The organism is Agrobacterium sp. T29, from assembly GCF_006970545.1.
Lineage (GTDB): Bacteria > Pseudomonadota > Alphaproteobacteria > Rhizobiales > Rhizobiaceae > Agrobacterium > Agrobacterium leguminum.
This window is the reverse complement of record NZ_CP040640.1, coordinates 2,325,099-2,347,500: the sequence shown is the minus strand read 5'-3', so window position 1 is coordinate 2,347,500 and position 22,402 is coordinate 2,325,099. Positions and strand designations below refer to the sequence as shown.

General features: G+C 58.3%; 20 protein-coding genes, 1 tRNA gene, 2 rRNA genes and 1 pseudogene (1 of these 24 running past the window's edge). 13 read left to right on the top strand and 11 right to left on the bottom strand.

The annotated features are described in order from the left end of the window. From FGF54_RS11885 to FGF54_RS11860, 6 genes and pseudogenes are all read left to right on the top strand, one after another. Positions 1-903 (top strand): 23S ribosomal RNA (locus FGF54_RS11885) (it extends 1,894 nt beyond the left edge of the window). 391 nt (positions 904-1,294) lie between these two features. Then, a 5S ribosomal RNA gene (rrf, locus tag FGF54_RS11880) occupies positions 1,295-1,409 on the top strand. Between the two features lie 126 nt (positions 1,410-1,535). Then, a tRNA-Met gene (locus FGF54_RS11875) sits at positions 1,536-1,612 on the top strand. 353 nt (positions 1,613-1,965) lie between these two features. Continuing rightward, positions 1,966-2,970 (top strand): alpha/beta fold hydrolase, encoded by a 1,005-nt coding sequence (locus FGF54_RS11870; RefSeq protein WP_142779770.1) that lies wholly within the window; start codon positions 1,966-1,968, stop codon positions 2,968-2,970. Beyond that, the gene (locus FGF54_RS11865; protein WP_142779769.1) at positions 2,954-3,370 is read left to right on the top strand and encodes a DoxX family protein; all 417 of its coding nucleotides are present in this window, start codon (positions 2,954-2,956) and stop codon (positions 3,368-3,370) included. Before FGF54_RS11870 ends, FGF54_RS11865 begins: the two co-directional genes overlap by 17 nt. Positions 3,371-3,407: 37 nt before the next feature. Then, positions 3,408-3,556 (top strand): annotated as a pseudogene (locus FGF54_RS11860) (fasciclin domain-containing protein); the annotation flags it as partial. A gap of 84 nt (positions 3,557-3,640) precedes the next feature. Here FGF54_RS11860 and FGF54_RS11855 read toward each other — a convergent pair. Further along, positions 3,641-4,429, bottom strand: coding sequence for a DUF4394 domain-containing protein (locus FGF54_RS11855; RefSeq protein ID WP_142779768.1), 789 nt, complete (start codon positions 4,427-4,429; stop codon positions 3,641-3,643). 203 nt (positions 4,430-4,632) lie between these two features. On the opposite strand from FGF54_RS11855, the gene FGF54_RS11850 reads away from it, so the two are divergent. Next, positions 4,633-5,178: a sigma-70 family RNA polymerase sigma factor gene (locus FGF54_RS11850; protein ID WP_142780230.1), complete on the top strand. Its 546-nt coding sequence runs from the start codon at positions 4,633-4,635 to the stop codon at positions 5,176-5,178. Then, positions 5,175-5,879 (top strand): anti-sigma factor domain-containing protein, encoded by a 705-nt coding sequence (locus FGF54_RS11845; RefSeq protein ID WP_142779767.1) that lies wholly within the window; start codon positions 5,175-5,177, stop codon positions 5,877-5,879. The genes FGF54_RS11850 and FGF54_RS11845 overlap by 4 nt, the downstream gene beginning before the upstream one ends. 109 nt (positions 5,880-5,988) lie before the next feature. On the opposite strand, the gene FGF54_RS11840 is transcribed toward FGF54_RS11845, so the two are convergent. From FGF54_RS11840 to FGF54_RS11795, 10 genes are all read right to left on the bottom strand, one after another. Beyond that, complete coding sequence (locus FGF54_RS11840; protein ID WP_142779766.1) at positions 5,989-7,143, bottom strand: iron-containing alcohol dehydrogenase; 1,155 nt, start codon at positions 7,141-7,143, stop codon at positions 5,989-5,991. A gap of 12 nt (positions 7,144-7,155) precedes the next feature. Continuing rightward, on the bottom strand, positions 7,156-8,907 hold the full coding sequence (locus FGF54_RS11835) for a nitrilase-related carbon-nitrogen hydrolase (protein WP_168208076.1): 1,752 nt from the start codon (positions 8,905-8,907) through the stop codon (positions 7,156-7,158). Positions 8,908-8,934: 27 nt separating this feature from the next. Continuing rightward, positions 8,935-9,630: an urea ABC transporter ATP-binding subunit UrtE gene (gene urtE, locus FGF54_RS11830; protein ID WP_142779764.1), complete on the bottom strand. Its 696-nt coding sequence runs from the start codon at positions 9,628-9,630 to the stop codon at positions 8,935-8,937. Next, the gene (urtD, locus tag FGF54_RS11825) at positions 9,630-10,379 is read right to left on the bottom strand and encodes an urea ABC transporter ATP-binding protein UrtD (RefSeq protein ID WP_142779763.1); all 750 of its coding nucleotides are present in this window, start codon (positions 10,377-10,379) and stop codon (positions 9,630-9,632) included. The genes urtE and urtD overlap by 1 nt, the downstream gene beginning before the upstream one ends. A gap of 1 nt (position 10,380) precedes the next feature. After that, entirely contained in the window at positions 10,381-11,520 is a 1,140-nt protein-coding gene (urtC, locus tag FGF54_RS11820) for an urea ABC transporter permease subunit UrtC (RefSeq protein ID WP_142779762.1), read from the bottom strand. Between the two features lies 1 nt (position 11,521). Then, positions 11,522-12,415: an urea ABC transporter permease subunit UrtB gene (gene urtB / locus FGF54_RS11815; RefSeq protein WP_142779761.1), complete on the bottom strand. Its 894-nt coding sequence runs from the start codon at positions 12,413-12,415 to the stop codon at positions 11,522-11,524. Positions 12,416-12,566: 151 nt separating this feature from the next. After that, positions 12,567-13,817: a transporter substrate-binding domain-containing protein gene (locus tag FGF54_RS11810; RefSeq protein ID WP_142779760.1), complete on the bottom strand. Its 1,251-nt coding sequence runs from the start codon at positions 13,815-13,817 to the stop codon at positions 12,567-12,569. Between the two features lie 248 nt (positions 13,818-14,065). Further along, positions 14,066-14,674 (bottom strand): ANTAR domain-containing response regulator, encoded by a 609-nt coding sequence (locus FGF54_RS11805; protein ID WP_142779759.1) that lies wholly within the window; start codon positions 14,672-14,674, stop codon positions 14,066-14,068. A 12-nt stretch (positions 14,675-14,686) separates the two neighbouring features. Beyond that, positions 14,687-15,838 (bottom strand): transporter substrate-binding domain-containing protein, encoded by a 1,152-nt coding sequence (locus FGF54_RS11800; RefSeq protein WP_142780229.1) that lies wholly within the window; start codon positions 15,836-15,838, stop codon positions 14,687-14,689. A 183-nt stretch (positions 15,839-16,021) separates the two neighbouring features. Next, complete coding sequence (locus FGF54_RS11795) at positions 16,022-16,984, bottom strand: LysR family transcriptional regulator (RefSeq protein WP_004433115.1); 963 nt, start codon at positions 16,982-16,984, stop codon at positions 16,022-16,024. Between the two features lie 232 nt (positions 16,985-17,216). Here FGF54_RS11795 and FGF54_RS11790 point away from each other — a divergent pair, with 232 nt between their 5' ends. The 5 genes from FGF54_RS11790 (at position 17,217) to FGF54_RS11770 (ending at position 22,401) form a co-directional block, all read left to right on the top strand. Then, positions 17,217-18,308 (top strand): ABC transporter ATP-binding protein, encoded by a 1,092-nt coding sequence (locus tag FGF54_RS11790; protein WP_142779758.1) that lies wholly within the window; start codon positions 17,217-17,219, stop codon positions 18,306-18,308. Between the two features lie 37 nt (positions 18,309-18,345). Further along, complete coding sequence (locus FGF54_RS11785) at positions 18,346-19,077, top strand: HAD-IA family hydrolase (protein WP_059755226.1); 732 nt, start codon at positions 18,346-18,348, stop codon at positions 19,075-19,077. Positions 19,078-19,096: 19 nt separating this feature from the next. Beyond that, on the top strand, positions 19,097-20,401 hold the full coding sequence (locus FGF54_RS11780) for an FAD-binding oxidoreductase (RefSeq protein WP_142779757.1): 1,305 nt from the start codon (positions 19,097-19,099) through the stop codon (positions 20,399-20,401). A 62-nt stretch (positions 20,402-20,463) separates the two neighbouring features. Continuing rightward, on the top strand, positions 20,464-21,504 hold the full coding sequence (locus FGF54_RS11775; protein WP_142779756.1) for an ABC transporter substrate-binding protein: 1,041 nt from the start codon (positions 20,464-20,466) through the stop codon (positions 21,502-21,504). Positions 21,505-21,528: 24 nt separating this feature from the next. After that, positions 21,529-22,401, top strand: a complete 873-nt coding sequence (locus FGF54_RS11770) for an ABC transporter permease (protein ID WP_142779755.1) — start codon at positions 21,529-21,531, stop codon at positions 22,399-22,401. Position 22,402 lies beyond the last annotated feature (1 nt).

The window sequence follows — 22,402 nt, the reverse complement described above, 5'->3', positions numbered from 1 at the left end:
CCCGCTGTCTCCAACATAGACTCAGTGAAATTGAATTCCCCGTGAAGATGCGGGGTTCCTGCGGTCAGACGGAAAGACCCCGTGCACCTTTACTATAGCTTTACACTGGCATTCGCCAAGGCATGTGTAGGATAGGTGGTAGGCTTTGAAGCAGGGACGCCAGTTTCTGTGGAGCCATCCTTGAAATACCACCCTTATCTTCGTGGATGTCTAACCGCGGTCCGTTATCCGGATCCGGGACAGTGTATGGTGGGTAGTTTGACTGGGGCGGTCGCCTCCGAAAGAGTAACGGAGGCGCGCGATGGTTAGCTCAGACCGGTCGGAAATCGGTCGTCGAGTGCAATGGCATAAGCTAGCCTGACTGCGAGACTGACAAGTCGAGCAGAGACGAAAGTCGGTCATAGTGATCCGGTGGTCCCGTGTGGAAGGGCCATCGCTCAACGGATAAAAGGTACGCCGGGGATAACAGGCTGATGACCCCCAAGAGTCCATATCGACGGGGTTGTTTGGCACCTCGATGTCGACTCATCGCATCCTGGGGCTGGAGCAGGTCCCAAGGGTATGGCTGTTCGCCATTTAAAGCGGTACGTGAGTTGGGTTCAGAACGTCGTGAGACAGTTCGGTCCCTATCTGCCGTGGGTGTAGGAATATTGACAGGATCTGTCCCTAGTACGAGAGGACCGGGATGGACGTATCTCTGGTGGATCTGTTGTCCTGCCAAGGGCATAGCAGAGTAGCTATATACGGAATGGATAACCGCTGAAGGCATCTAAGCGGGAAACCAACCTGAAAACGAGTGTTCCCTATCAGAGCCGTGGAAGACGACCACGTCGATAGGACGGGTGTGGAAGCACAGCAATGTGTGAAGCTTACCGTTACTAATAGCTCGATCGACTTCTTCGTTCCCATTGAATATGTTCATCAAGCCAAGCTTGATGACATCATCTTCTGTCCTCACGGGCCAAAGGCCCTGCGGACGGCGCGCCAAACGATTGGCGACGGACTAGCGTCCTGTATGGCTGCCTAGCTCGATCTCGAGCAAGGCAGGCAAACGGACAAGTCAGAGAAAGACGTGTAAATTAAATAGAGCCTTGGCTCTCCAGCTTCTCGAACAACAGTCATGTGAAAACATGAACTAGGTTGCTTTGGCCACCTGGTCCCTCATATCAGAGGTGACCGTATGGCCGATTGGCGTCCCCCGTGAGCGACAAGCGAACGGGATAAGGCATGCCAATCCAATAAAGAGCAACATATGTTCATGCGTCCCGCATGAACATATGTTGCGTTTTGCCGACCTGGTGGTTATCGCGGGGCGGCTGCACCCGTTCCCATTCCGAACACGGCCGTGAAACGCCCCAGCGCCAATGGTACTTCGTCTCAAGACGCGGGAGAGTAGGTCGCTGCCAGGTCTGCAAAACGCAACACAAAATCTTCTCACTCACAAAAGGGCCACAAAGCCCAAATCAAAAGGCCGCAAATGCGGCCTTTATGCTATAATAAAACCAAACCTATTTTGCAGACGCAAAACCGGATAACGCGGGGTGGAGCAGCCCGGTAGCTCGTCAGGCTCATAACCTGAAGGCCGCAGGTTCAAATCCTGCCCCCGCAACCAAAATTTACAAGACTATCAAAGGTCTCCGGAACAACGCGGAGCCCTTTTTGCATTCGATGTGGTTGCCCACAACATCAATCACCCTACCTACGCCACGGCTAACTCCATCTTCGGCATTGCCATCGATCCCAAAACCGTGATGATGCACAATCATTCCACTTCGGATAAAAACAGCCGTGACCGCTGATCCCTTGCATATACTCAAGACTGTCTATGGCTACGCTGCATTCCGCGGAAGGCAGGCCGATATCATTCGGCATGTAATGGCGGGAAACAATGCCTTCGTTTTGATGCCGACGGGCCTTCCGACAGGTCCGATCTTTGCCAATGGCACCGCGGGGCAGCTCTAGGATATGCCGGATCGAACTCTCTGCCTGACCGCCGTGTTTCTGATGATCGGCTGCTTCGCGTTGATTGCTTCTAAAGCGGTTGCTGCGCCAAAGCGGGACGATCAAGTCCGTACCGATGTCGGTGGATTCAAGCTTAATAGCGTCCTGGTTGAGACTGGTCGGAAGCCAGACTTGCCACCAATCGTCTTTATTCATGGCGCCAGCGCCAGCCTTTACGATCCGATGTTCTCGTTTCGGACAAAGCTGCAGGAACGGGCCAAGCTGTTGTTCGTCGATCGTCCGGGTCACGGCAATTCCGACGTCGGTGGTGAGCAGAACATTTTGCCCGACGGTCAAGCCGACTCCATTGCCGCCCTCATGCAGGAGCGAGGCATCAACCGCGCTATTATTGTCGGTCACTCCTTCGGGGGAGCAATTGCCGCGTCCTTCGCCGTTCGCCATCCGGATATGGTCTTAGGCCTCGTCTTCCTGTCTCCGGCGGTCTACCCATGGAATAGCGGGATCGCCTGGTACTACGAGGCCGCCAGCGCCCCGATCACAGGCACTCTATTCAGCGCTCTTATCGTGCCACCTATCGGGCTTATGACGATCGATAATGCCACGAAAGGCGTCTTTGCTCCGAACCCGGTTCCCGCCGACTACATCGACAAGACACGTGCCCTGCAAGCGTTGCGGCCGCTCGCATTTCGGCACAACGCGAGAGAGGTTGCGGCTTTGAGCGATTGGGCCAGAGCGGCTTCGGTGAATTACCACAAAATCAAAGTGCCTACGGTCATCATCACTGGTGATACTGATAGTATCGTCTCCCCTGAGGTCCACTCCCGTCATCTCGCCCGCGATATTCGTGGTGCTCGTCTGATCGTCGTGCACAATCTCGGGCACAAGTCGGATTTCGTCGCCAGCGATCTGGCAATCGCGGCGATCGAGACGGTTGCGGGCCGCAAGTCGGACCTCAACGCCGTAAAAAGGGATGTCGAGCAGAGGATAGCACGTGACGGCAAGGATTGATGTCTGGCAGCGGCGCTGCCAGTGGGGACTATCCGGCGTCTATGGTCTCGCGGGCATTCTGCATCTCGTCCTGCCCAAACCTTTCCTCGGTATCACGCCTGCCTGGGTTCCTGAGCCGGAGGCCGTTATTTTCCTGACCGGTCTGTGTGAGATTGCCGGTGCGGTCGGACTTCTGGTGCCACGGCTGCGGAAAGCCGCCGGCATTGGCCTGGCACTTTATGCAATCTGCGTATTCCCGGCCAATATCAAGCATGCCATCGACAGCCTTGGTGCAGCGACTGTTTCGCCATGGCAATGGTCCTACCATCTCATCCGATTGCCTTTGCAGCCTTACCTGGTGTGGTTGGCGCTCTTCGCGGGAAACATCGTCGTCTGGCCATTCAGGCATGGCGAAAAATAACTTTGATATCGTCTGACGAAATTCGCAAAGTTTCATCGTCGGCGGATGCCTTCTGAAGGCCAGGGAAAGCATGGGCACCATCACGCTCACCGACGAAATGGGTGTGTTGCGCACGTGACGATCGCCGACGTCAAACAATCCAACGGCGTCATTTATGTCATCGACAAGGTTCTTCTGCGCAAGATGTGGTCCGGGGTCATTCCATCATCAGAAAGGCCGGCGACACTTGAGGGCCGGCCTTTTCAGTTTCATCGTTGAACGTCTGCCGAATTACATGTTCGGCAGAACGGCGATGTCTCGCACTTCGTTGTCGAGCCCTGTGATCGGGCCGACTTCGGTTGCCGCGCCGGTTGCGAGGTTAACCGTGTAGAGCGTCTTGGATGCGGCGAGATAGGCTACGTTCTTGCCGTCCGCCATGCCCTGAATATCAAAGGCATAGGCCGCAGGCTTATCTTTGAGGCCGAGCTTGCCGATTGCTTTCAGCGTGCCGTCATTCGGCTTGGTCTGCTGGATCAGCGCGCCGATCGTGGCATCGATATTATACATGGCGGTCTTTTCAGGCTTGCCGACGGAGTTGGTATAGGCAGCAGCGACGATGTTCGGGGTCTCGCCCTTGTGCATGTCGCCCTCCTCGAAGGCAAGCACACCGTCAACCGTTACAGCGCCAGTATCCGGGTGGACGCGATGGTTGGTCGTTCCGGTCATGAAGCGCAGCCGATCGGCCATAGGGTTGAAGTCGACCACGACAGGGGCTTGCGTCATGGTCAGCATCTTGTCCATCTTGGCAACATCGGTGGCGACGCCTGTTTCGAGATTGATCGCGACGATGCGATGATCCGGGGTGATGCCGATCACCGTCTTGTTGCCGGGGCGGAAGTCGATGCCGACAAGCTTGTCGACGCCAGTCACGTCCATCTTTTTCGTCACCGCCGGTTTCTCCGTATCGAAGATGACGAGCGTCCTGTCGCCGGTCAGGCCGAGGACGGGGGCCGCGAATGCGGTCGATGCCACTGCGATGGAAGCAGCGGAGGCAATCAGTGCGAAACGAATGATCTTCATGTCTTTCTCCCGTGTTGAACCGTTCGGAAGTCGTGTAGCGCTCGGCTCTCGACGCTTCCTGAACTGAAGACACGCCAGCCATGCCGTTTGGATGCAGCCTGCGAAAAAATAATTTCGACTTGCATCCATTCGTCGATCCAGCGGGTATAGCTTTCAAAGCCGACAGTCTTCTTCGTCGGTGTTGGGAGAAGGTATTGATGCTGATGGGCTCTACGCCGGACGATCTCGATACGGCACTCGCTGCCTGTGCCAAGGGTGATCGCAACGCCCTGCGTCTGATCTTTGATCGGGAGGCGGAACGCCTGATCGCGGTCGCCGAGCGCATTGTCCGGCGTCGTGAGCTTGCCGAAGAGGTGGTGCAGGACGCCTTCATCCGGATCTGGACCCATGCGCATCAGTACAGGGCCGATCACGGCTCCGCCCGAGGCTGGATCTATGCCATCGTCCGCAACCGGGCACTTAATCTCCTGCGGGACGGAAAACGCGAGCATACAGTCGAGGAGGTGGAGGCCCTGCGCGAAAGCGAGCAGGCGGATGAGGTCATGGCGGCGTGGCACAGGCTGGACCGCAATTCCCGGCTCTACGATTGCCTTGGCGGTCTCGATGAGCGCAAGCGGAGCGGCATTCTTATGGCCTATATCGGCGGCTACTCGCATGGCGAGATCGCCGGGAGGCTGCGCATTCCGCTCGGTACGACCAAATCCTGGATCAGGCGTGGCCTTGCAGTTCTCAGGGAGTGCATGGCATGATCTACGATCGCAAGGATATCCCTGCTATTGCCGATGAATATGTCCTGGGCCTGATAGAGGCCACGGATGCTGCGGAGCTTGAGGTTGTCATGGAAAGCGATGCTGAACTGCGTGCCGCAATTGCTGCCAGCCGCGAGCGCTTCCTGCCACTCGACATGAGCGTGGCACCTGCTACCGTCACCGAGCAGCTTTGGCAGCGCATCGAAGCGGCCTTGCCGCTCCAGGATCATACCGGCGTTATGCCTCTGATCTCAAATGCCAATGACAACCGCAGGAACGGTTGGCGAATGGCCGCGATCTCGGCCGTCGCCGCCGCCTTTTTGCTCGCGATCGGTCTCGCTTACAGCCTGACCCGGACGGTGGAGCCGCTAGTCGTTGCGGTTCTAATCAATGATGTTGGGGAGGTGCAGGCCGTCGTCGAGGATTTCGGCAACGCGCAGGCGACGATCCGTATACTGGCCGATTTCAACATCCCCGGGGATAAGACGATCCAGGTTTGGACCCTGCCGTCCAAAGACACAGGGCCCGTATCGCTTGGCCTGATCGACGGTGCGCGCTCGGCGCATCTGGCTGTTCCGGAATTGCCAACACCAAGGGGGGACCAGCTCTACGAGATCACCCTGGAAGACGCTGGCGGATCTCCAACCGGGCGCCCCACTGGACCGATCCTCGCTAAGGGCCTCGCGAAATTGCTGCGATAACAATCGCGCCAGATATCTCCGTTTGGTGCCCGTATGGTAGCTTAATATTTTGATGATGTGAGTTATAGAAAGGATGGCTATAACTCATGTGACGTGTGTACTGGCCTGCTTACCAGGCAACCTCGTAGATACTGGCGGCATCCGATAGCGACATGGTACGCGGGTTGTTGACCAGCAGGCGGGTCTGCTCCATCGCACTTTCGGCGAGCAGAGGAATTCCCTCCTTTGGAATTCCGACATGCCTCAGCCTTACGGGAAGATTAAGGCGCACTGGCAGCATCGTTAGTCCGTCGATGAAACCGGAAAGCCGTCCGTTCTGATCGGCAGGCTCAAGGTGAGGAAAGAGACACGGTGCCAGCTCCGCGTAGGCATCACCACACACCGTCGCGTTGAAGCGCAAGACGTGCGGCAGTACCAGACTGTTGGAAAGACCGTGGGGAACGCCGTAGCGGCCTCCGATCGGATAGGCGAGAGCATGAACGGCGGCGACAGGCGAATTAGCAAAGGCCTGCCCCGCCAACATTGCACCCAGCAGCATCGACTGTCTGGCGGCAAGGTCGGTTCCATCCTCGACGGCGATCGCGATATTCGCTCCGAGAAGCCGCAGGGCTTCTTTGGCAAGGGCACGGGAAACGGGATTGTTGTTTGCACTGGCGGACGTGAATGCCTCGATGGCGTGGACCATTGCGTCAATTCCCGTCGCCGCGGTCACGGCGGGAGGAAGTCCGATGGTCAGGTTCGCGTCGAGAAGCGCCACGTCTGGCAGAAGTACGGGTGATACTACGCCCTTTTTCTGGTGTTCGCCCGTGGTGATGATCGAAATCGGTGTGACTTCCGATCCGGTACCGGCCGTTGTCGGCACGAGCGCCAGCGGCAGACGCTCCCCCGTCACCTTGCCAACGCCGTAGATAGTGTCGAGCGCTTCGCCGCTTTTGGCAATAAGCGCCACAAGCTTTGCGACATCGAGCGACGAGCCGCCGCCGATGCCCAGCACACCGGTTGCGCCAAACGTCACCGCCTGTGCCGCAGCCTTATGGATGATGGCTTCCGGTGGATCAGCGACAACGCCGGTGAAGATCGATGTTTCGGCGCCGGCTTCTGTAAGACTGGCAAGCGCCGGCTGAACGAGCCCTGCCTTGACGACCCCATCGTCCGAAATCACCAGAACGCGCGGACCGAGCATGCTCCTCAGCTCCGAAAGCTTTGCGATACAGCCCGGTCCCGCAATGATCTGCGGGACGGTTGCGAATGTGAATGCGGACATCCTGCCGACCTTTTACTGATGCCATTTGACGAGAGGCTGATAATGATGCGGCTGACGCATGACAACAAGGTCTTTTCGCCGGACGATGTTCGTTGGATAGGGCGTATCGAGATTGGTGGTGTTGACGGTCGCACCGGCAATCCCTTCCTCGTCCAGTATCACCGATTCCTGACGCGGAAAGGCAAAGGAGTCCGGCCCGAACACGGCACTCTTGCCCAGATATCCCCGTGGCTCATCAAGTACATTGGCGAAGGCGAAATAGACGTTGTTCTCGCCGCCGCGAACCCGCAGAGCGTGCCAATGAAAGGGGTCTGCTCCCTTCGGGATGGGATAGTTGTGCGGGATTTTTGTTCCCGCATGGCTGCCGGTGAAGGTACCGGCAATTGCTGAAGGGCAGGCCACCAGATCGCACCCCATAAGCGAGAGCGAACGAATGGCTTCCGGATATAGCGCGTCGTGGCCAATCGCCAGGCCCACTCGGCCGATGGCAAGATCGTATATTTTCCATTCGTCGCCCGCCGTTGCCCAAGTGTCGGCGACGCCCAGATGCGTCTTGCGATAGCTTCCCACCAGCCCCTCGGGACCGACGAGCACTGCTGTGTTATAGACTTTGTCTCCGTCCACCTCGGCAAATCCGGCGACGAGATAGAAGCCGAGCTTCATTGCCAGGCGCACGAAGGCGGAGACCGTCGGGCCTGAAAGCGGTTCCGCCCGGGTGTGGGGAGCCTCAAGCCCGGTCAGCGACAGTTCCGGGAAAACCAGAATGTCCGGCGCTGTCGTCGCCTTTGCTTCTGTGGCCAGTGCGGTGATGCGGGCGATGTTGTCTGCGATCACGGAGGAGGGGGCGAACTGGGCAACGGCCGCGCGCGATTTGCGCCCGCGCGGGATGGGCTGATAGCCATAGAGGCGGAAGTAGTCGCCCGGATTCCAGGTGAAGCTGTTGGTCATCATGTTCATGTAAAGCTCGGGCCGGCGCGATTTGAAGACCGGTTCGCTCAAGACTTCGCGGCGGCGTGCGCGGGCAAGATCGACCTCGCCATAGGCGATCCCGTCGCCTGTATCGATGGATGCGGCAACCGTTCCGTCGGGCTCGATCAGGCAGCTTCCCCCGGAAAACTGCACGGTTCTCTCCAGCCCCCACCGGTTGCTTTCGATAAGATAGCAGGCGTTTTCAAAGGCACGGTTGATCCAGTAGGGCGCCGGCGCGCGTTCCTGCAGCCAGTTGGATATGTGGCAGATGATGTCCGCACCGGCCAGAGCCTCCAGCCTTGCCGTCTCGAAGAAGTGCAGATCCATGCAGACCAGCATCGAAATCCGGCCGATCTCCGTTTCGAAGACCTCATGGACGATATCGCCATTGGCGGCCCATTTGGGCTCGGCGATATAGGGATGCGACTTGCGATGCCGACCGATAACGCCATCGGGACCGATCAGAACGGCGGTGTTGTAATAGAGATCGCTCGCCGGTTCGACTTCCGGCATGCCGATGACGATATAGCAGCGGTGTCTGCTGGCAATGGCCTGAAAAACATCGGTTGTCGGTCCGGGAATGGCTTCCACGAAAGGCTTTACTTCGGCCCTGTCAAACCAGCAATAACCTGTCGTGCCCATTTCCGGCGTGACGATCAGGCGTGCACCTGCTTCTGCCGCTTCCTCGCAAAGGGCGGCCAGCCGCGCGATATTGCGCGCCTTTTCGAACATGGTCGGCTCGAACTGGATGGCGGCAGCGGTGTAGCTCTGTGTCGATGTCATGATGGTCCCCATTTTCTTTACCAAGGATTTCAGTCCGTTTCAGACAGCCATATGCCGATGAACAAGTGCATCGGAGAGCGTGTCGATGGCGCCCGCCGCGACCACGGTTCCCTTCTCCAGCATGGCGAACTGGTGAGATGCGTGCCGCGCAAATGCGACGTTTTGCTCAACGAGAATGATCGTCATGCCGATCTCGCGATTGAGCCGTATAATGATCTTTTCGATCTCCTCGACGATGGAGGGCTGAATGCCTTCGTTTGGCTCATCGAGAAGCAGCACTTTCGGATCTGCGGCCAGCGCACGTGCGATGGCGAGCTGCTGTTGCTGGCCGCCTGAAAGCACGCCACCCGGTCGATCGAGATTGGCCATCAGATACGGAAAAAGTTCGGGCACCAGCGCAGGAATTTCGCGTTTGCGATCGGCACGCGCAAAAGCGCCCATCAGGATGTTTTCGCGGATGGTAAAATCGGGAATGATCTCCCTGCCCTGGGGGACATAGGCGATCCCCGCCCGTGCTCTCATATGCGTCGGGGCGGCGGCGATATCTTTTCCCTGCAGATGTATTTCACCCGTCACCCGGTCGGTCAGCGCCATCAGGGTTTTCAAAAGGGTCGTCTTGCCGGTGCCGTTCCGGCCGAGGATGCTCGTCACCTTGCCGGCCGGTACATCGAGGGTGATGCCGTGCAAGATGTGGCTGCGGCCGTAATAGCTGTGCACGTCTTTCAATGTCAGCATCAGGATATTCCTTTCGAGCCGAGATAGGCTTCCCGGACTTTCGGATTGCGCTCTATATCCCCGACGCTTCCTTCGGCCAGAACCTCTCCCAGATGAAGGACGGTGATGCGCTCGGCGATTTCACGCACGAACCCCATATCGTGTTCGACGACGAGGATCGTATGTCGGCCCTTGAGATTGTTGATGATCTGCGCCGTCTTGTGGGTTTCGGCCTGGGTCATTCCCGCTGTTGGTTCATCCAGCAAAACCACCTTGGGGTCCTGCACGATGAGCATGCCCAGTTCCAGCCATTGCGTCTGGCCATGACTGAGATAGGCGGCCGTCGTCTGCTGTTCCGTTTCAAGCGCCGTGAGAGCAAGCACGTCATCGACGCGCCTCGCTTCCGCCCGCGAAAATCCGAAACGGAGATTTGCAAGCACCGATGGATTGCGGCAATTGGCCACCTCCAGATTTTGCCGCACGGTGAGATCGCGAAAAATGCTCGGAATCTGGAATTTTCTGCCGATTCCGGCGCGTGCGATCTTATGTTCGGGCCAATTTGTGATGTCGGTGTCGTAGACGAAGACCTTGCCCTGCGTACTGCGCGTCTTGCCGCTGACCAGATCCATCAGGGTCGTCTTGCCGGCGCCGTTCGCGCCAAGCAACACACGCAACTCACCATCGCAGATGGTGATGCTGACATTGTTTACAGCTCTGAACCCGCCGAAATCGACACCGAGACCGTCGAGGGTCAATGCGATTGCACTCATATCACGATGCCTCGCTCTGTTGTTGCAATGATGAAGACGCCGCACCCGGTTTGAGCCTGCGGATAAGCTGTCGCAGCACATCATGCGCGACGCCGCCGAGACCACGCGGCATGAACAGGACGACGAGCACAAAGATGAGACCGATGATTGCTTTCCATGCTTCGACAAGGGCTTCGGTCTCGCTGACCTGAGCTTCGATCATGTTGATCAGGATCGCGCCGATGCAGGCGCCGAGCAGGGAGGAACGGCCGCCGACGGCCGCCCAGACGACCATCGTCACCGAGAAGGATAGATCCATGAAGGTCGGAGAGGCGAACTCCGCAACGACCACATAGAGCATACCGGCAACGCCGGCGATCCCGGCTGAAATGGCAAAGAAGAACACCTGGTAGAGCGAGACGTCGAAACCGAGATAGCGGGCGCGAACATGATCGTCACGGATCGCTTGCAGGATCATGCCCGCGCGGGTTTCCACGACAAGACGGGCGGCGATGAGTGACAGCGACAGGCATATGGCGCACAGATAATAGGTCGCCCTGCTGTAGGGATCGAACTCTATGCCGCCGATCGTCAGCCAGCCAAGATCTGTCAGGCCGTTAAAACCGTTTGTCACCGGTTGAGCATCGACCACGACGAGACGTACGAGCAGAACAAGCGCCAGAGTGATGATCGAGACGAATACGCCGGAAATACGCTTGCGAAAAACCAGCATGCCGAGCGCGCCGGCGATCACCACGGGAAGCACAAGGCCGAATACGAGACCGACAGACTGGCTTTGAAACGGAAGCCAGAGGAAAGAGCCCTTGTTGATACAGCACAGTTCCGTGGGTGCACCGGGTTCGGCGTTCCAGAGCATGAAATCAGGAACGGGCTTGTCGGAGCCCTGTTGCAGACTGGTCAGGCTCGACAGTTTAAGAGACATGGCGAGCATGTAGGCGCCGAGACCGAAAAACAGTCCCTGGCCAAGGTTGAGAATGCCGGCATATCCCCATGTCAACGCGATGGCGACGCCCAGCATGCCGTAGACAAGATATTTTGAAATACGGTTCAGCCAGAATTCGTCACCGAAAACGGGCGCCGCAAAAAGTAATGCTATGAAAATGACGTAGGCGGCGATCTGGAATTTTCGTTGGATACTCATGTCAGCGCCCCTTGAACGAAAACAGCCCGCTGGGCTTGACGAGAATGACGAGGATGACGACGCCGAAAACAACCGCCCGCGCTAGAATGTCGTTCGTGCCGATGGCCACCAGCGCATTGACCTCCCCCAATAACCCCGAAGACAGGATGGTGCCGAACAGGCTGCCGACGCCGCCCGTGACCACGACCATGAAGCCGTCAACCACCATCGTCGTGCCCATGTCCGGGAAAACGGTCTTAAAACCGGACATCATGACGCCGGCGACGCCCGCAAGACCGGACCCAAAGGCGAAAGTCATGGCGTTGACGCGTTTCACGTCGATACCGCAGGCTGCGGCCATTTTCGGATTGCGGATGATCGCGCGAACCTGCATGCCTGCCGTCGTCCGATAGAGAATGAACCACGTCACCAGCGTCAGCGCGGCGGTAACCGCGATGATGAAAGCGCGGTAAGCATTGATCTCCACGCCCGCAAGGCTGAGGGTACCCTGCAGATACGAAGGCACGCCGACGTTTTGCAGGCCGGCTCCAAGGCCTTCGATATGAATGCCGAAAAAGGAAAGGCCGAATTCGAGCCTCACGGCCTGCTGCAGAAGGATGGCGATGCCCCAGGTAGCGAGAAGCGTATCCAGCAAACGACCATAAAGTCGCCGCACGACCAGCCGCTCGATCGTCAGGCCGAGCAGCGCGGTCACGATGAACGCCAGCGGTATCGCGAGCAGCAGGCTTGTCTTGAGCCATATGCCGGAGAGGACGGCGACATAGGCGCCGATCATGACCATTTCGCCATGGGCCATGTTGATGACGCCCATGGCGCCGTAGGTTATGGCGAGACCGAGCGCCACCAGAAGAAGGATGGAGCCGAGACTGAGGCCGATAAAAAGAATGTCGAGCATGAAGCCACCGTTCGTGAGAAGGGCGGGTCGGGTTTTCCTGCTTCGTGCCAATCCGAAAGCGGATTGGCGCCGCGCAGAAGAAAAGCGCAGATCCGCCTTGCCGAGACATGGTCCCGCCAGGCATGGCTGGCGGGACAACGCGGAGGATGGGTCAGCCCTTGAGTTTTGCTGCGTCGAGACCCTTGGCGGTGCAGAACAGGTTGCTCTCCGTTTCGCCATAAGCCGAATAGGGAAGCGGCTTGATCGGTGCCGGATAGGCGTTGACCACCTTGCTCTGGCCGTCCGGCTGCCACTGTCCGATGCGTGGCGTCAGCCAGCAATGCAGGTTGTCGGGGTCGGTCGTCACCTTGCCGCCGGGCGCGTCATAGGTCTGGCCGCGAATGCCGGCCCGGATCGCGTCGGCCGACAGATCGCTGGATTTTTCGACTGCCTGCTTCCACAGAAACACCTGAAAATAGGCGGCCTCCAGCGAATGGTATGTCACGGCCTTGGGATCGTTGACGAAGGTTCTGAAACGGTCGATGAAGCTTTTGTTCGCCGGCGTTTCAATCGACATGAAATATGGGAAAGAGGTGTAGCTGCCTGCCGCGTATTCAGCCCCCATGGCCGCGATCTCGATTTCGGAAGTTACTGTCGCGCAGATTGGGATAACGTCCTGCGAAAGGCCCTGGTTCTTGAATTCGCGGTAAAAGGCGATGATCGAATCGCCGACCACGTTGGAAAGAACCACGTCCGCGCCCGATTCCTTGATCTTGCTGACCATCACGGCCCATTCCGAGTGGCCGAGTTCCAGATATTCGTCCGCTACCCATTCCGCGCCGGCTGCCTCGATCAGTTTTTTGGAAACCTTGGCCATCTCGCGCGGATAGACGTAGTTCGAGCCGACGATGAAGAACTTCTTCTTGCCCAGTTTCTCGACGATCCAGGGAATGTAGTTGGAGAGCTGTTGGTTCGGAACGGCGCCGGAATAGACGACGTTGCGCGAGCACTCGAAGCCTTCATAATGCGTCTGATAGAACAGCATCGCGCCGCGCCGTTCGAAGATCGGCAGCACGGCCTTGCGGCTGGCGGATGTGTGGCAGCCGAATACGGTTGAAATCTTGTCCTTGAGGATCAGCTTCGAAGCTTTCTCGCTGAAGATCTTCGGATCGGAGGCTCCGTCTTCAACGACAACCTCGACCGGACGGCCGAGAACGCCGCCGGCCGCATTGATCTCGGCCACGGCCATCATGACACCGTTGGCGAGAAGTTTTTCGGCGACGGAAAGCCCACCCGTCTGGGAGTAGAGTGCACCGACCTTGATTGCGTCGGCTGCAAAGGCCCGGCTGCCCAGCGCGGGCAGGGCGAGTGCGGCGGAAGCGGTGGCTGCGGTTTTCAGAAATTCACGTCTGTTGAACACCATCTTGGTTCCCCTTTTTTGATTGGCGCACGCAGTGGCACTGCCCGGTTCAACAGCCAGGCTTTCATGCCGACAAAATGTTGGAAGGCTGACGACACTGTCAGCAGACAACAAAAAACCCGCTAGGCCTGTCACAGCCTGCGGGCACCTTTGCCATCACAGCATCACGGCCTCGCCGCGTGCAACAGCGGCACATGGCTTCGCAAAATGAAGGGATGTGCCGGAGGTGTTCCTTTGAAACACATGAAAAACTAATCATGTTTTTGGGGATGGCGCAAGAGCTGTTCGGCATTGATAATCGAATTGGCGATTTCATCGATCGGTACGCGCCGGGCCATCGCCTGCTCCCGCATTTCGCGATACGCCTCGTTTTCGCTGGTGCCGAGATTGGCCATCAAAATCGCCTTGGCGCGGGCGAGCTTCTGGTCTCCCAATACCTTGCGTTTATATTTGCGCGCTTCCTTCACAAGCTTTTGGCGCTCCAGCCACAGGCTGCGGGCGATGGCGAGATTGGTCAGCAGACCGAACGGCTTGATCGGCCTCTCGACAATGGCGAGCGCGCCGCTTTCCAGAACGATCTGCAACGTCGAGGGATTTTCGTAACCGACGATGGCAAGCATGGTCGGAGCGGGGTTTGGAAAACACTTCAGCAGACGTTCGATTTCCGGTCGCGCCTCGTCTTCCATAGCAAGAAAGACGACGTCTGTGCCATGCGGCAATTCGGCAGGCACCGGCCAGAGGCAACTGACCGTGCAGCCGATACGGCGCAGGTGATCGACGAGGAACTCTCCCTCCGATGTCCGGGGATGAATGACCAGGACCTTGAGATCCCGCAAATCTCTGAGAAGGGCGAATGACATCGTCGCTCCTTCTCAGACCCGGACGCGATGCGGGAAAGTTTGCGTCAGATCCGGTCGATATTCGCGCATGAACGGATCGGGCGCCACCCGCAGTGACGGATCATAGACAATATCGTAGCCGCCCTGCGCATTCACCTTTGCCACTCTTGGCCACAGATGCGTGTGGTTTGTCAGCCGGTCTATCTTCACCGCGCCCTGTGGAGCATCGTATTCGACCTCATAGAGTGCCGGCAGAAGCTGCTCAAGCCCGTCGCCGCCGGCAAGCTTTAAAGCCGCCGCATAGAGATATACCTGAAAATAAGCCGCTTCGGCTGGCGCAGTTGGCAGCATCTGCTGGCCGTACCGTTGTTGATACGCCGAAACGAAGGCGCGGGCGCGGGGGGTGTCGAGAGAAGCGAAAAAGGGAGCAGCGGTTATGTGCCCTTCCGCCACCTCCGGGCGCATGCGTATCACGTCGGCCTCGCTTGTCGATTGACTGGCGATCGGCATCTTCTGTGCGTTGAAGCCCGCTTCCTTGAACGCCGTGTAGAAAGGAATGATACCGTTGCCAACGATCGTTGAATAAATAACATCCGGCTGCGCTGCGCGAATGTGTCGGATGATCTTGGCGACGTCCTCGTCTTTGAGGTTCAGCGGAACATATATCTCGTCCAGGACCTGTCCCCCCACCTGAAGAAAAAGGTCGCTGATCGTCCGGTTCGATTCATAAGGATAGACGTAATTCGACCCCACAAGAAAAACCCGCTTTCCATAGTGCTTGGTGAGGAAATCGACCAATTGGACGGAGTTCTGATTGGGAGCTGCACCTGTGTAGATGCAATGCCTGGAGTATTCGAACCCTTCGTACAAAGTCGGGTAAAACAGCAAAGCATCACGGGCCTCAATGACGGGAAGAGCGGCTTTGCGGGTGCTCGACATGTGGCAGCCGAAAACGACCCGGACCCGATCTTCGTCGCAAAGTTTGACCGCAAGCTCCCTATAGAGACTGGGAGTTGATTGCGGATCGTAGGCCACGGGCTCTATCCCTCGGCCGAGCACGCCACCGGCTGCGTTAATTTCATCGATCGCCAGCAAGGTAGCAGCTCTCTGGGTTGTTTCCACGGCTCCGGTCACTCCCGTTTCGGAGAACAGCACACCGACCCGCCAGCTTTCTGAATGCATCATCGCCCACCAAAAAATAAAAAAAGCCCCCGCCCGTTTCCGGTCGAGAGCTACCCTGCTCATGGAATATCAGCGGCTCATTTTGAGCCTGCCAGTCAATGATGTCAGTTTCTTTATCTGGTGACAATAGCGGAACGAAGTGTCGTTATGGCTATGTCGGTTCGAGCGTGTTCAAAATTTCAGTTTTTAATTGATGGTATCGCTTCCCACGCAGCCGATGTTCAGCGATGGATAAAGCGCGCTCACCGCATCAACATCCGCCTTTAATTCACGGATCATCCATTCCTTGACCTGCGTGACGATTGGTCGGGCGGGTTTGGTTCGCAGCCGGATAAGATGGCAGCGCCGGCCGGTGACCATCAAGTGTTCGCTTGCTGGAACCAGTGTCCGCGTCCGTAGCCAATGGGCGACGACGTTGAGCCAGCCAAGCGCCACGCCCTGGCCCAGGAGAGCAGCCTGCACGACGATGGCGTAGTCGGAGAAGATCATCGAATTCTGCGGGTCGCTACCGCTGGCCGGTGTGAACAGCGTCGACCAGTTGGGCTGCGCATCGCTTAAATTGATGGTCGTATCCGGCACGCGATCAATATCGTTGCCGGAAATGGCATGGCTTTCCCTGTAACCCGGACTGCAGATCGGCAGCAGGATTTCGGGCATGACGAAAGCTGCCTCGTGATGCCTGTCCGGTCCATCGACGAAGCGCATCCCAAGATCGACGTCGTTGACCGGCCCCGACAGGGCGCCCATCATGAGCTGAAACCGAAGATCGACATTGGGAAATTCCCTTTTGAATTCTGCCATTCTCGGCATCATCCAGTGCGTGGTGAAGCCGGTCGAGACGGAAAGGGACACGGTTTCGATACCGGTTCGGCGATCCTCGATTTCCCGCAGGGCGCTTTCTATTCCGGCGAAGCCTCTGGCGATCGCATCGAACAGCAGCTGGCCGGGTTCCGTCAGCATCACGCCACCGGGCTGCCGAAGAAACAATGTCGTATCAAGATGTTCCTCCAGCCGGGACATCATGCGGCTCACAGCCGCCGGCGTCACGTTCAATTCGTCTGCTGCCCTCGAAAAACTGCCGCAGCGTGCAGCCGCCTCGAAAGTAAAGAGGCCATTCATGGAGGGCAGGGAACGGCGAAGGAATGTCATTACATTTTGTAACATCGCATAGATTTTTTTTCAATTGCTTATCCGCCTTTTGTTTGGTCTCTTTGCTGTCAACGAAGGCGAGAGACCTTCCATGAATTGAGGGGAACGCGACAGATTGGTTTCAGGCCGGCGCAGGGCGTCACAGGCTGAAAATCTGCTCTTCGTTCCGCAAAAACGCGCTGCCATACGTCGGAGCACCACCGAACGTACTGGGATTTTTTAGTGGAATCATATGATTGAGCAGCCAAATACAGAGCGGGTAGGCGTTTCCATCAAAGAGGCGGTCAAGTGCTACGGAACGTTTCGTGCGCTGGACGACGTCAATCTCGATGTCGCTCCTGGCGAATTCGTTTCCATTCTCGGGCCTTCGGGGTCAGGCAAGACCACGTTGCTTGGAATTCTCGGCGGCTTTGTCCAGCCGACATCGGGGTCAATTTGGTTAGGCGATCGGGATATTACATTTGAGCCGCCGCATAAGCGGGATATCGGTATCGTCTTTCAGAACTACGCGTTGTTTCCGCATATGAGTGTGGGCGAAAACATCACCTTTCCGCTAAGGGCGCGGCGGCTGCCGAAGGCGAGCTGGCCGGCGAAACTCAAGGCCGCGCTCGAGATGGTCGAACTCACCGGCTATGAGAACAGGCGTATCCACGAATTGTCGGGCGGCCAACGTCAGCGCGTGGCGCTGGCGCGCGCCATGATCTTCGAGCCGGGCCTCATTCTCATGGACGAGCCGCTTTCGGCGCTCGACAAGCAGCTGCGCGAGACCATGCAGATCGAACTCAAACGGCTGCATAAGCGGCTCGGCGCCACGATCGTCTATGTCACGCATGATCAGCGCGAGGCGCTGACGATGAGCGACCGTGTGGCGATCATGCACAGGGGACGTCTGGTGCAGGTCGATACGCCGGAGCGCCTGCATGACCGTCCCGTCAACGCCTTTGTCGCCCGCTTCATAGGCGAGGCGACCCTGCTTGCGGTTCGGCGCGAAAGCGAAACGGCGGTGCGGCTGGGAGACCGGCTGCTGTACACGGCGCATCGCGTGCCGGAAGGCGAAAACCTGCATCTCGTGGTTCATTCGGAAAAACTCGTGGTGGTGGATGGCGTTCAAGCCGATGGCGGCAACAGGCTGACAGGCACCGTCACGGATACGCTTTATCAGGGCGAAAGCATTCGGGTTTTCGTGCGGCTGGACAGCGGCGACGATCTGAGTTTCCGGCTTCCCAGCAACCATGCCGGCCGCGCGCTGATGAAATCACCGGGTGAGGCGATCGCGCTTTCACTCCACCCCGAAGACACGGTGATCGTTCCCGAAGCAGGTTGAGACATTCCATTCCATGCAGTCAACAAGGATAAAGACGATGCAGCTTACGCAATTCAAGGTCATGACCTTCGATGTGGTCGGCACTTTGATCGATTTCGAAACGGGTGTGCTCAATGCGGTGCGTGCGCTCGGCGGTGAAAAGGCGGCGAGGGCCACCGACGACGAGATTTTCGAACCGTACAAGCGCGGCCGCGACAAGTTCTATGGACGGTCTTCCTTCGCCATGAAAGACGTCTATCTTTCTCTCGCCAACGAACTCGGTTTCAACAATGATGACGCCACGGCGGAAGCCTTCCAGCTTGCCGTGCTGCGCTGGCCCGCCTTCGCAGATTCCGTGGAAGCGCTCGCCCGCCTGCGCAAGAACTTCCGTCTTGTCGCCATGACGAATGCCGACCGTACGGCATTTTCCGCCTATTCCGATACGCTTGGCAATCCGTTTCACGACAGCGTCACCTGCGATGAGGCCGGGTGTGCCAAGCCCAATCCGCAGTTTTTCGCCTTCAACAAGGGGCGTCAGTCGGCTTTCGGTTTCAAGCAGTCTGAAATCCTGCATGTCGCCCAGAGCCAGCATCACGATATCGGCGTGGCCCGCGAACTTGGCTACACGACCTGCTGGATCGAGCGTCGCCAGGGCCAGCAGGGGTTCGGCGGCACGCCGGCTCCGAAGGTGGTGACCAGGCCCGACTTCCACTTCTCCTCGCTCAAGCAACTGGCCGATGCGGTGGACGCGGAGCTTGCCGCCGGCGTCAAGACGGCAACGGCAGCCTGAAAGCGAGAGAGCCGTACCGATGGCCGCACGTCCCCCTTTTCCCGATATCAAATCCCTCTGGCAGGAGACGGCTTCGAGCCGTCCTGCCTTCGACCGGCTCTCGGGCGATCGTCGGTTCGATGTCGCGATCATCGGCGGCGGCTATACGGGCCTTTCCGCGGCGCGCTATCTGGCCCGCCACGGCCTGTCTCCGGTGGTGCTGGAGGCAAGCCGGATCGGCTGGGGCGCGAGCGGCCGCAATGGTGGCGTGGTGTCGGGCAAGTTCCGGCTTTCCTTCTCCGACATCGCCGCCCGCTACGGGCTGGAGACGGCGCGGCGCATGCATGATCTCGGTATCGAGGCCATCGATCATGTCGGCGAACTGGTAGACGATTATACAATCGCCGCTGCCGATTATCGCCCAACCGGTTCGCTGCGCTGTGCCCACAATCAACTGTCGCTCGATGGCCTGAAAAAAGAAGTCGAGTGGCTGCGTGGATCGCTTGGCGACCACGCCTGCACCATTCTCTCTCCGGAGGAAATGGGAGCGGAGACGGGCTCACGCGATTTCGTCGGCGGCATGCTCAATACCCATGGCGGCGTCATTCACCCCTTGAATTTCGTTTTGGGCATGGCGGCCGGATTGAGTGCCGCAGGCATCGCGATCCACGAGAAGACGCCGGTGGCGGCATTCAGGCGAGATGGCGCCAGCATCGTTCTTGAAACGCCTGACGGTGTCGTTTCGGCCCGCCAAGTGGTGATCGCCACAAATTCCTATTCCGATCTGACGCCGGCCACGTCGGCGGTCCGCAAATCCATCATTCCCTTCCGCTCCGCGATGATTGCGACCGAGCCGCTGACCGGCAGACCGGGTGCTTCCCTCCTGTCGCAGGGACGCAGCTATACCGAGACGCGGCGCATGATGCGTTGGTTCCGCAAGGCTGGAGACCGTGTGATGTATGGCGGGCGCGGCGCCTTCGGCAAGGCGGATTCCGAAAGCGCGTTTGCGGCGCTCCACAAAGCCATGGTGCGGCAGTTTCCGGAACTGGCATCTGTGTCTGTCACCCATCGCTGGTCCGGCCTCGTGGCCATGACGATGGACAGCATTCCACATCTGGGCCGGCTGGACGACCGGGTCGTCTATGCAGTCGGCTATAATGGAACCGGGGTGGCCATGGCCTCCAACATGGGCCGCTACGTCGCGGCCATGGTTGCCGGGCAAAGCCCCGATCTCGGGCTCTTGACCGCGGAGCCGCTCAAACCCGTGCCTTTTTATCCCATCAGGGAGCCAGCCGTCCGGCTCGTCGCCGGCTGGTATCAGTTCCTCGATGCAATCGGGCGCTAAGACCCGACAGTCGCATGCCAACAGGGGCGACAGCGCCTCGCCATAAAAGAGGAGAACGACAAATGAAATACAGATTTTCCATGCTCGTGCTTTCCGCATCCGTCGCCGTCTTTTCGGCTGGCCTGGCGTCGGCGGAACAGGTCACCTTCGTTTCACAGGGCGGCGCCTATCAGGAGGCGCAGACCAAGGCGATCCTCGATCCCGTCGCCAAGCTGCTCGGCATCACTGTCAATCAGGACAGCGCGCCGGATGCCTGGCCGGTGATCAAGACGCAGTCCGCATCCGGCAAGATCGTCTGGGACGTCATCGACACGCCGGCGAAGGATTGCATACGCGGCGGGGAACAGGGAATGATCGAGAAACTCGATTTTTCCAAAATACCCAATGCGGAAAAGATGCCGGCCGAATACAAGAGCCCCTATTCGGTCGCCTATGAATTCTACTCGAGCGTGCTTGCCTACAACAAGGACAAGTTCGGCGGCAACCCGCCCAAGAGCTGGGCGGATTTCTGGGATGTGAAGAAATTTCCGGGCACGCGGGCGCTTCGTAACCATCCCCTGGCGACACTCGAGGCCGCTTTGCTCGCCGATGGCGTGCCAGCGGACAAACTTTATCCGCTCGATGTCGACCGGGCTTTCAAGAAGCTCGAAGAGATCAAACCCTATGTCACGGTGTGGTGGACCTCCGGCGCACAGTCGGCGCAGCTTCTGGCCGATGGTGAAGTCGACATGGAAATGGCGTGGAACGGCCGCGTTGCTGCGGTGGTGAAGGAGGGCGCGCCGATCGGTTATTCGTTCAATGAAGGTTTCCTTCAGTATACGTCACTCTGCATTCTCAAGGGCGCGCCGAACCTCGAAACGGCTGTCAAGTTCGTCAATGCGGCGCTGACCCCTGAAATCCAGGCGAATTTCCCGGCCTATATCGATTACGGTCCAGGCAATCCTGAAGCGTACAAGACCGGCAAGATTTCGCCGGAACGCGCTGCCGAAATGCCGAGTTCGCCGAACAATGCCGCACTTCAGGTTCTGGTGTCGGACGAGTGGTGGAGTTCACCGGCCGGCGAGGAGGCGCAAAAACGCTGGGCGCTGTTCATCCAGAAATAATCATCGGCCTGTGGAGGGTCACTGATGGCACAGTCGAAACGAAATCCGTCGGCGCTGCATGAGCAGCGTGAACAACGGCTCATGCTGATGCTGCTGGCGCCAGCCCTTGCGGTCGTCGTCGTTCTGCTGGTCCTGCCGCTTCTGTGGCTGGGTTGGCAGTCGATCCGGCAGGATGGCGGCTTTACGCTCGCTCACTATCAGCGGTTCCTGACGGATTCCGTCTACTGGATGACCTTCCTTCAGACCTTCCGCATTGCGGCGGTTGTCACGCTTATGACCGTCCTCCTCGGCTATCCCGTCGCCTATGTGGCGGCGGGCCTGCCTCAGCGCTGGAGCGTGCTTGTTCTCGCCATGGTGCTGCTGCCTTTCTGGACATCCGTTCTGGTGCGCGCCTATGCCTGGCTCATCCTGCTGCAGCGCAACGGCATCATCAATTCGGCGCTGACGGGATCGGGCCTGATCGATGCGCCGCTCCGGCTGGTCAACAACGAATTCGGCACGGTCATGGCGACGATCCACATCCTGCTGCCCTTCATGGTGCTGCCGCTTTATGCGACGATGAAGAAAATACCCACGGAACTGACCATGGCCGGCGCCAGCCTCGGCGGCTCACCCACGCATGTATTCTGGCGGGTTTTCCTGCCGCTGTCGCTGCCGGGCATGATCGCCGGCATGGTGCTGGTCTTCGTGCTCACCCTTGGTTTTTATATCACGCCGGAACTGCTGGGCGGCGGGCGCACCTACATGGTCTCCATGCTCGTTTCGCGCAACATCGAGGTTTATAACGAATGGGGCGCGGCCTCGTCGATCAGCGTCGTCCTGCTTGTCTGCGTTTTTCTGGTTTTCCGGCTGGCGAGCCTCATCATTCCGTTCGAACGCATCATGGGAACGAGGTGAC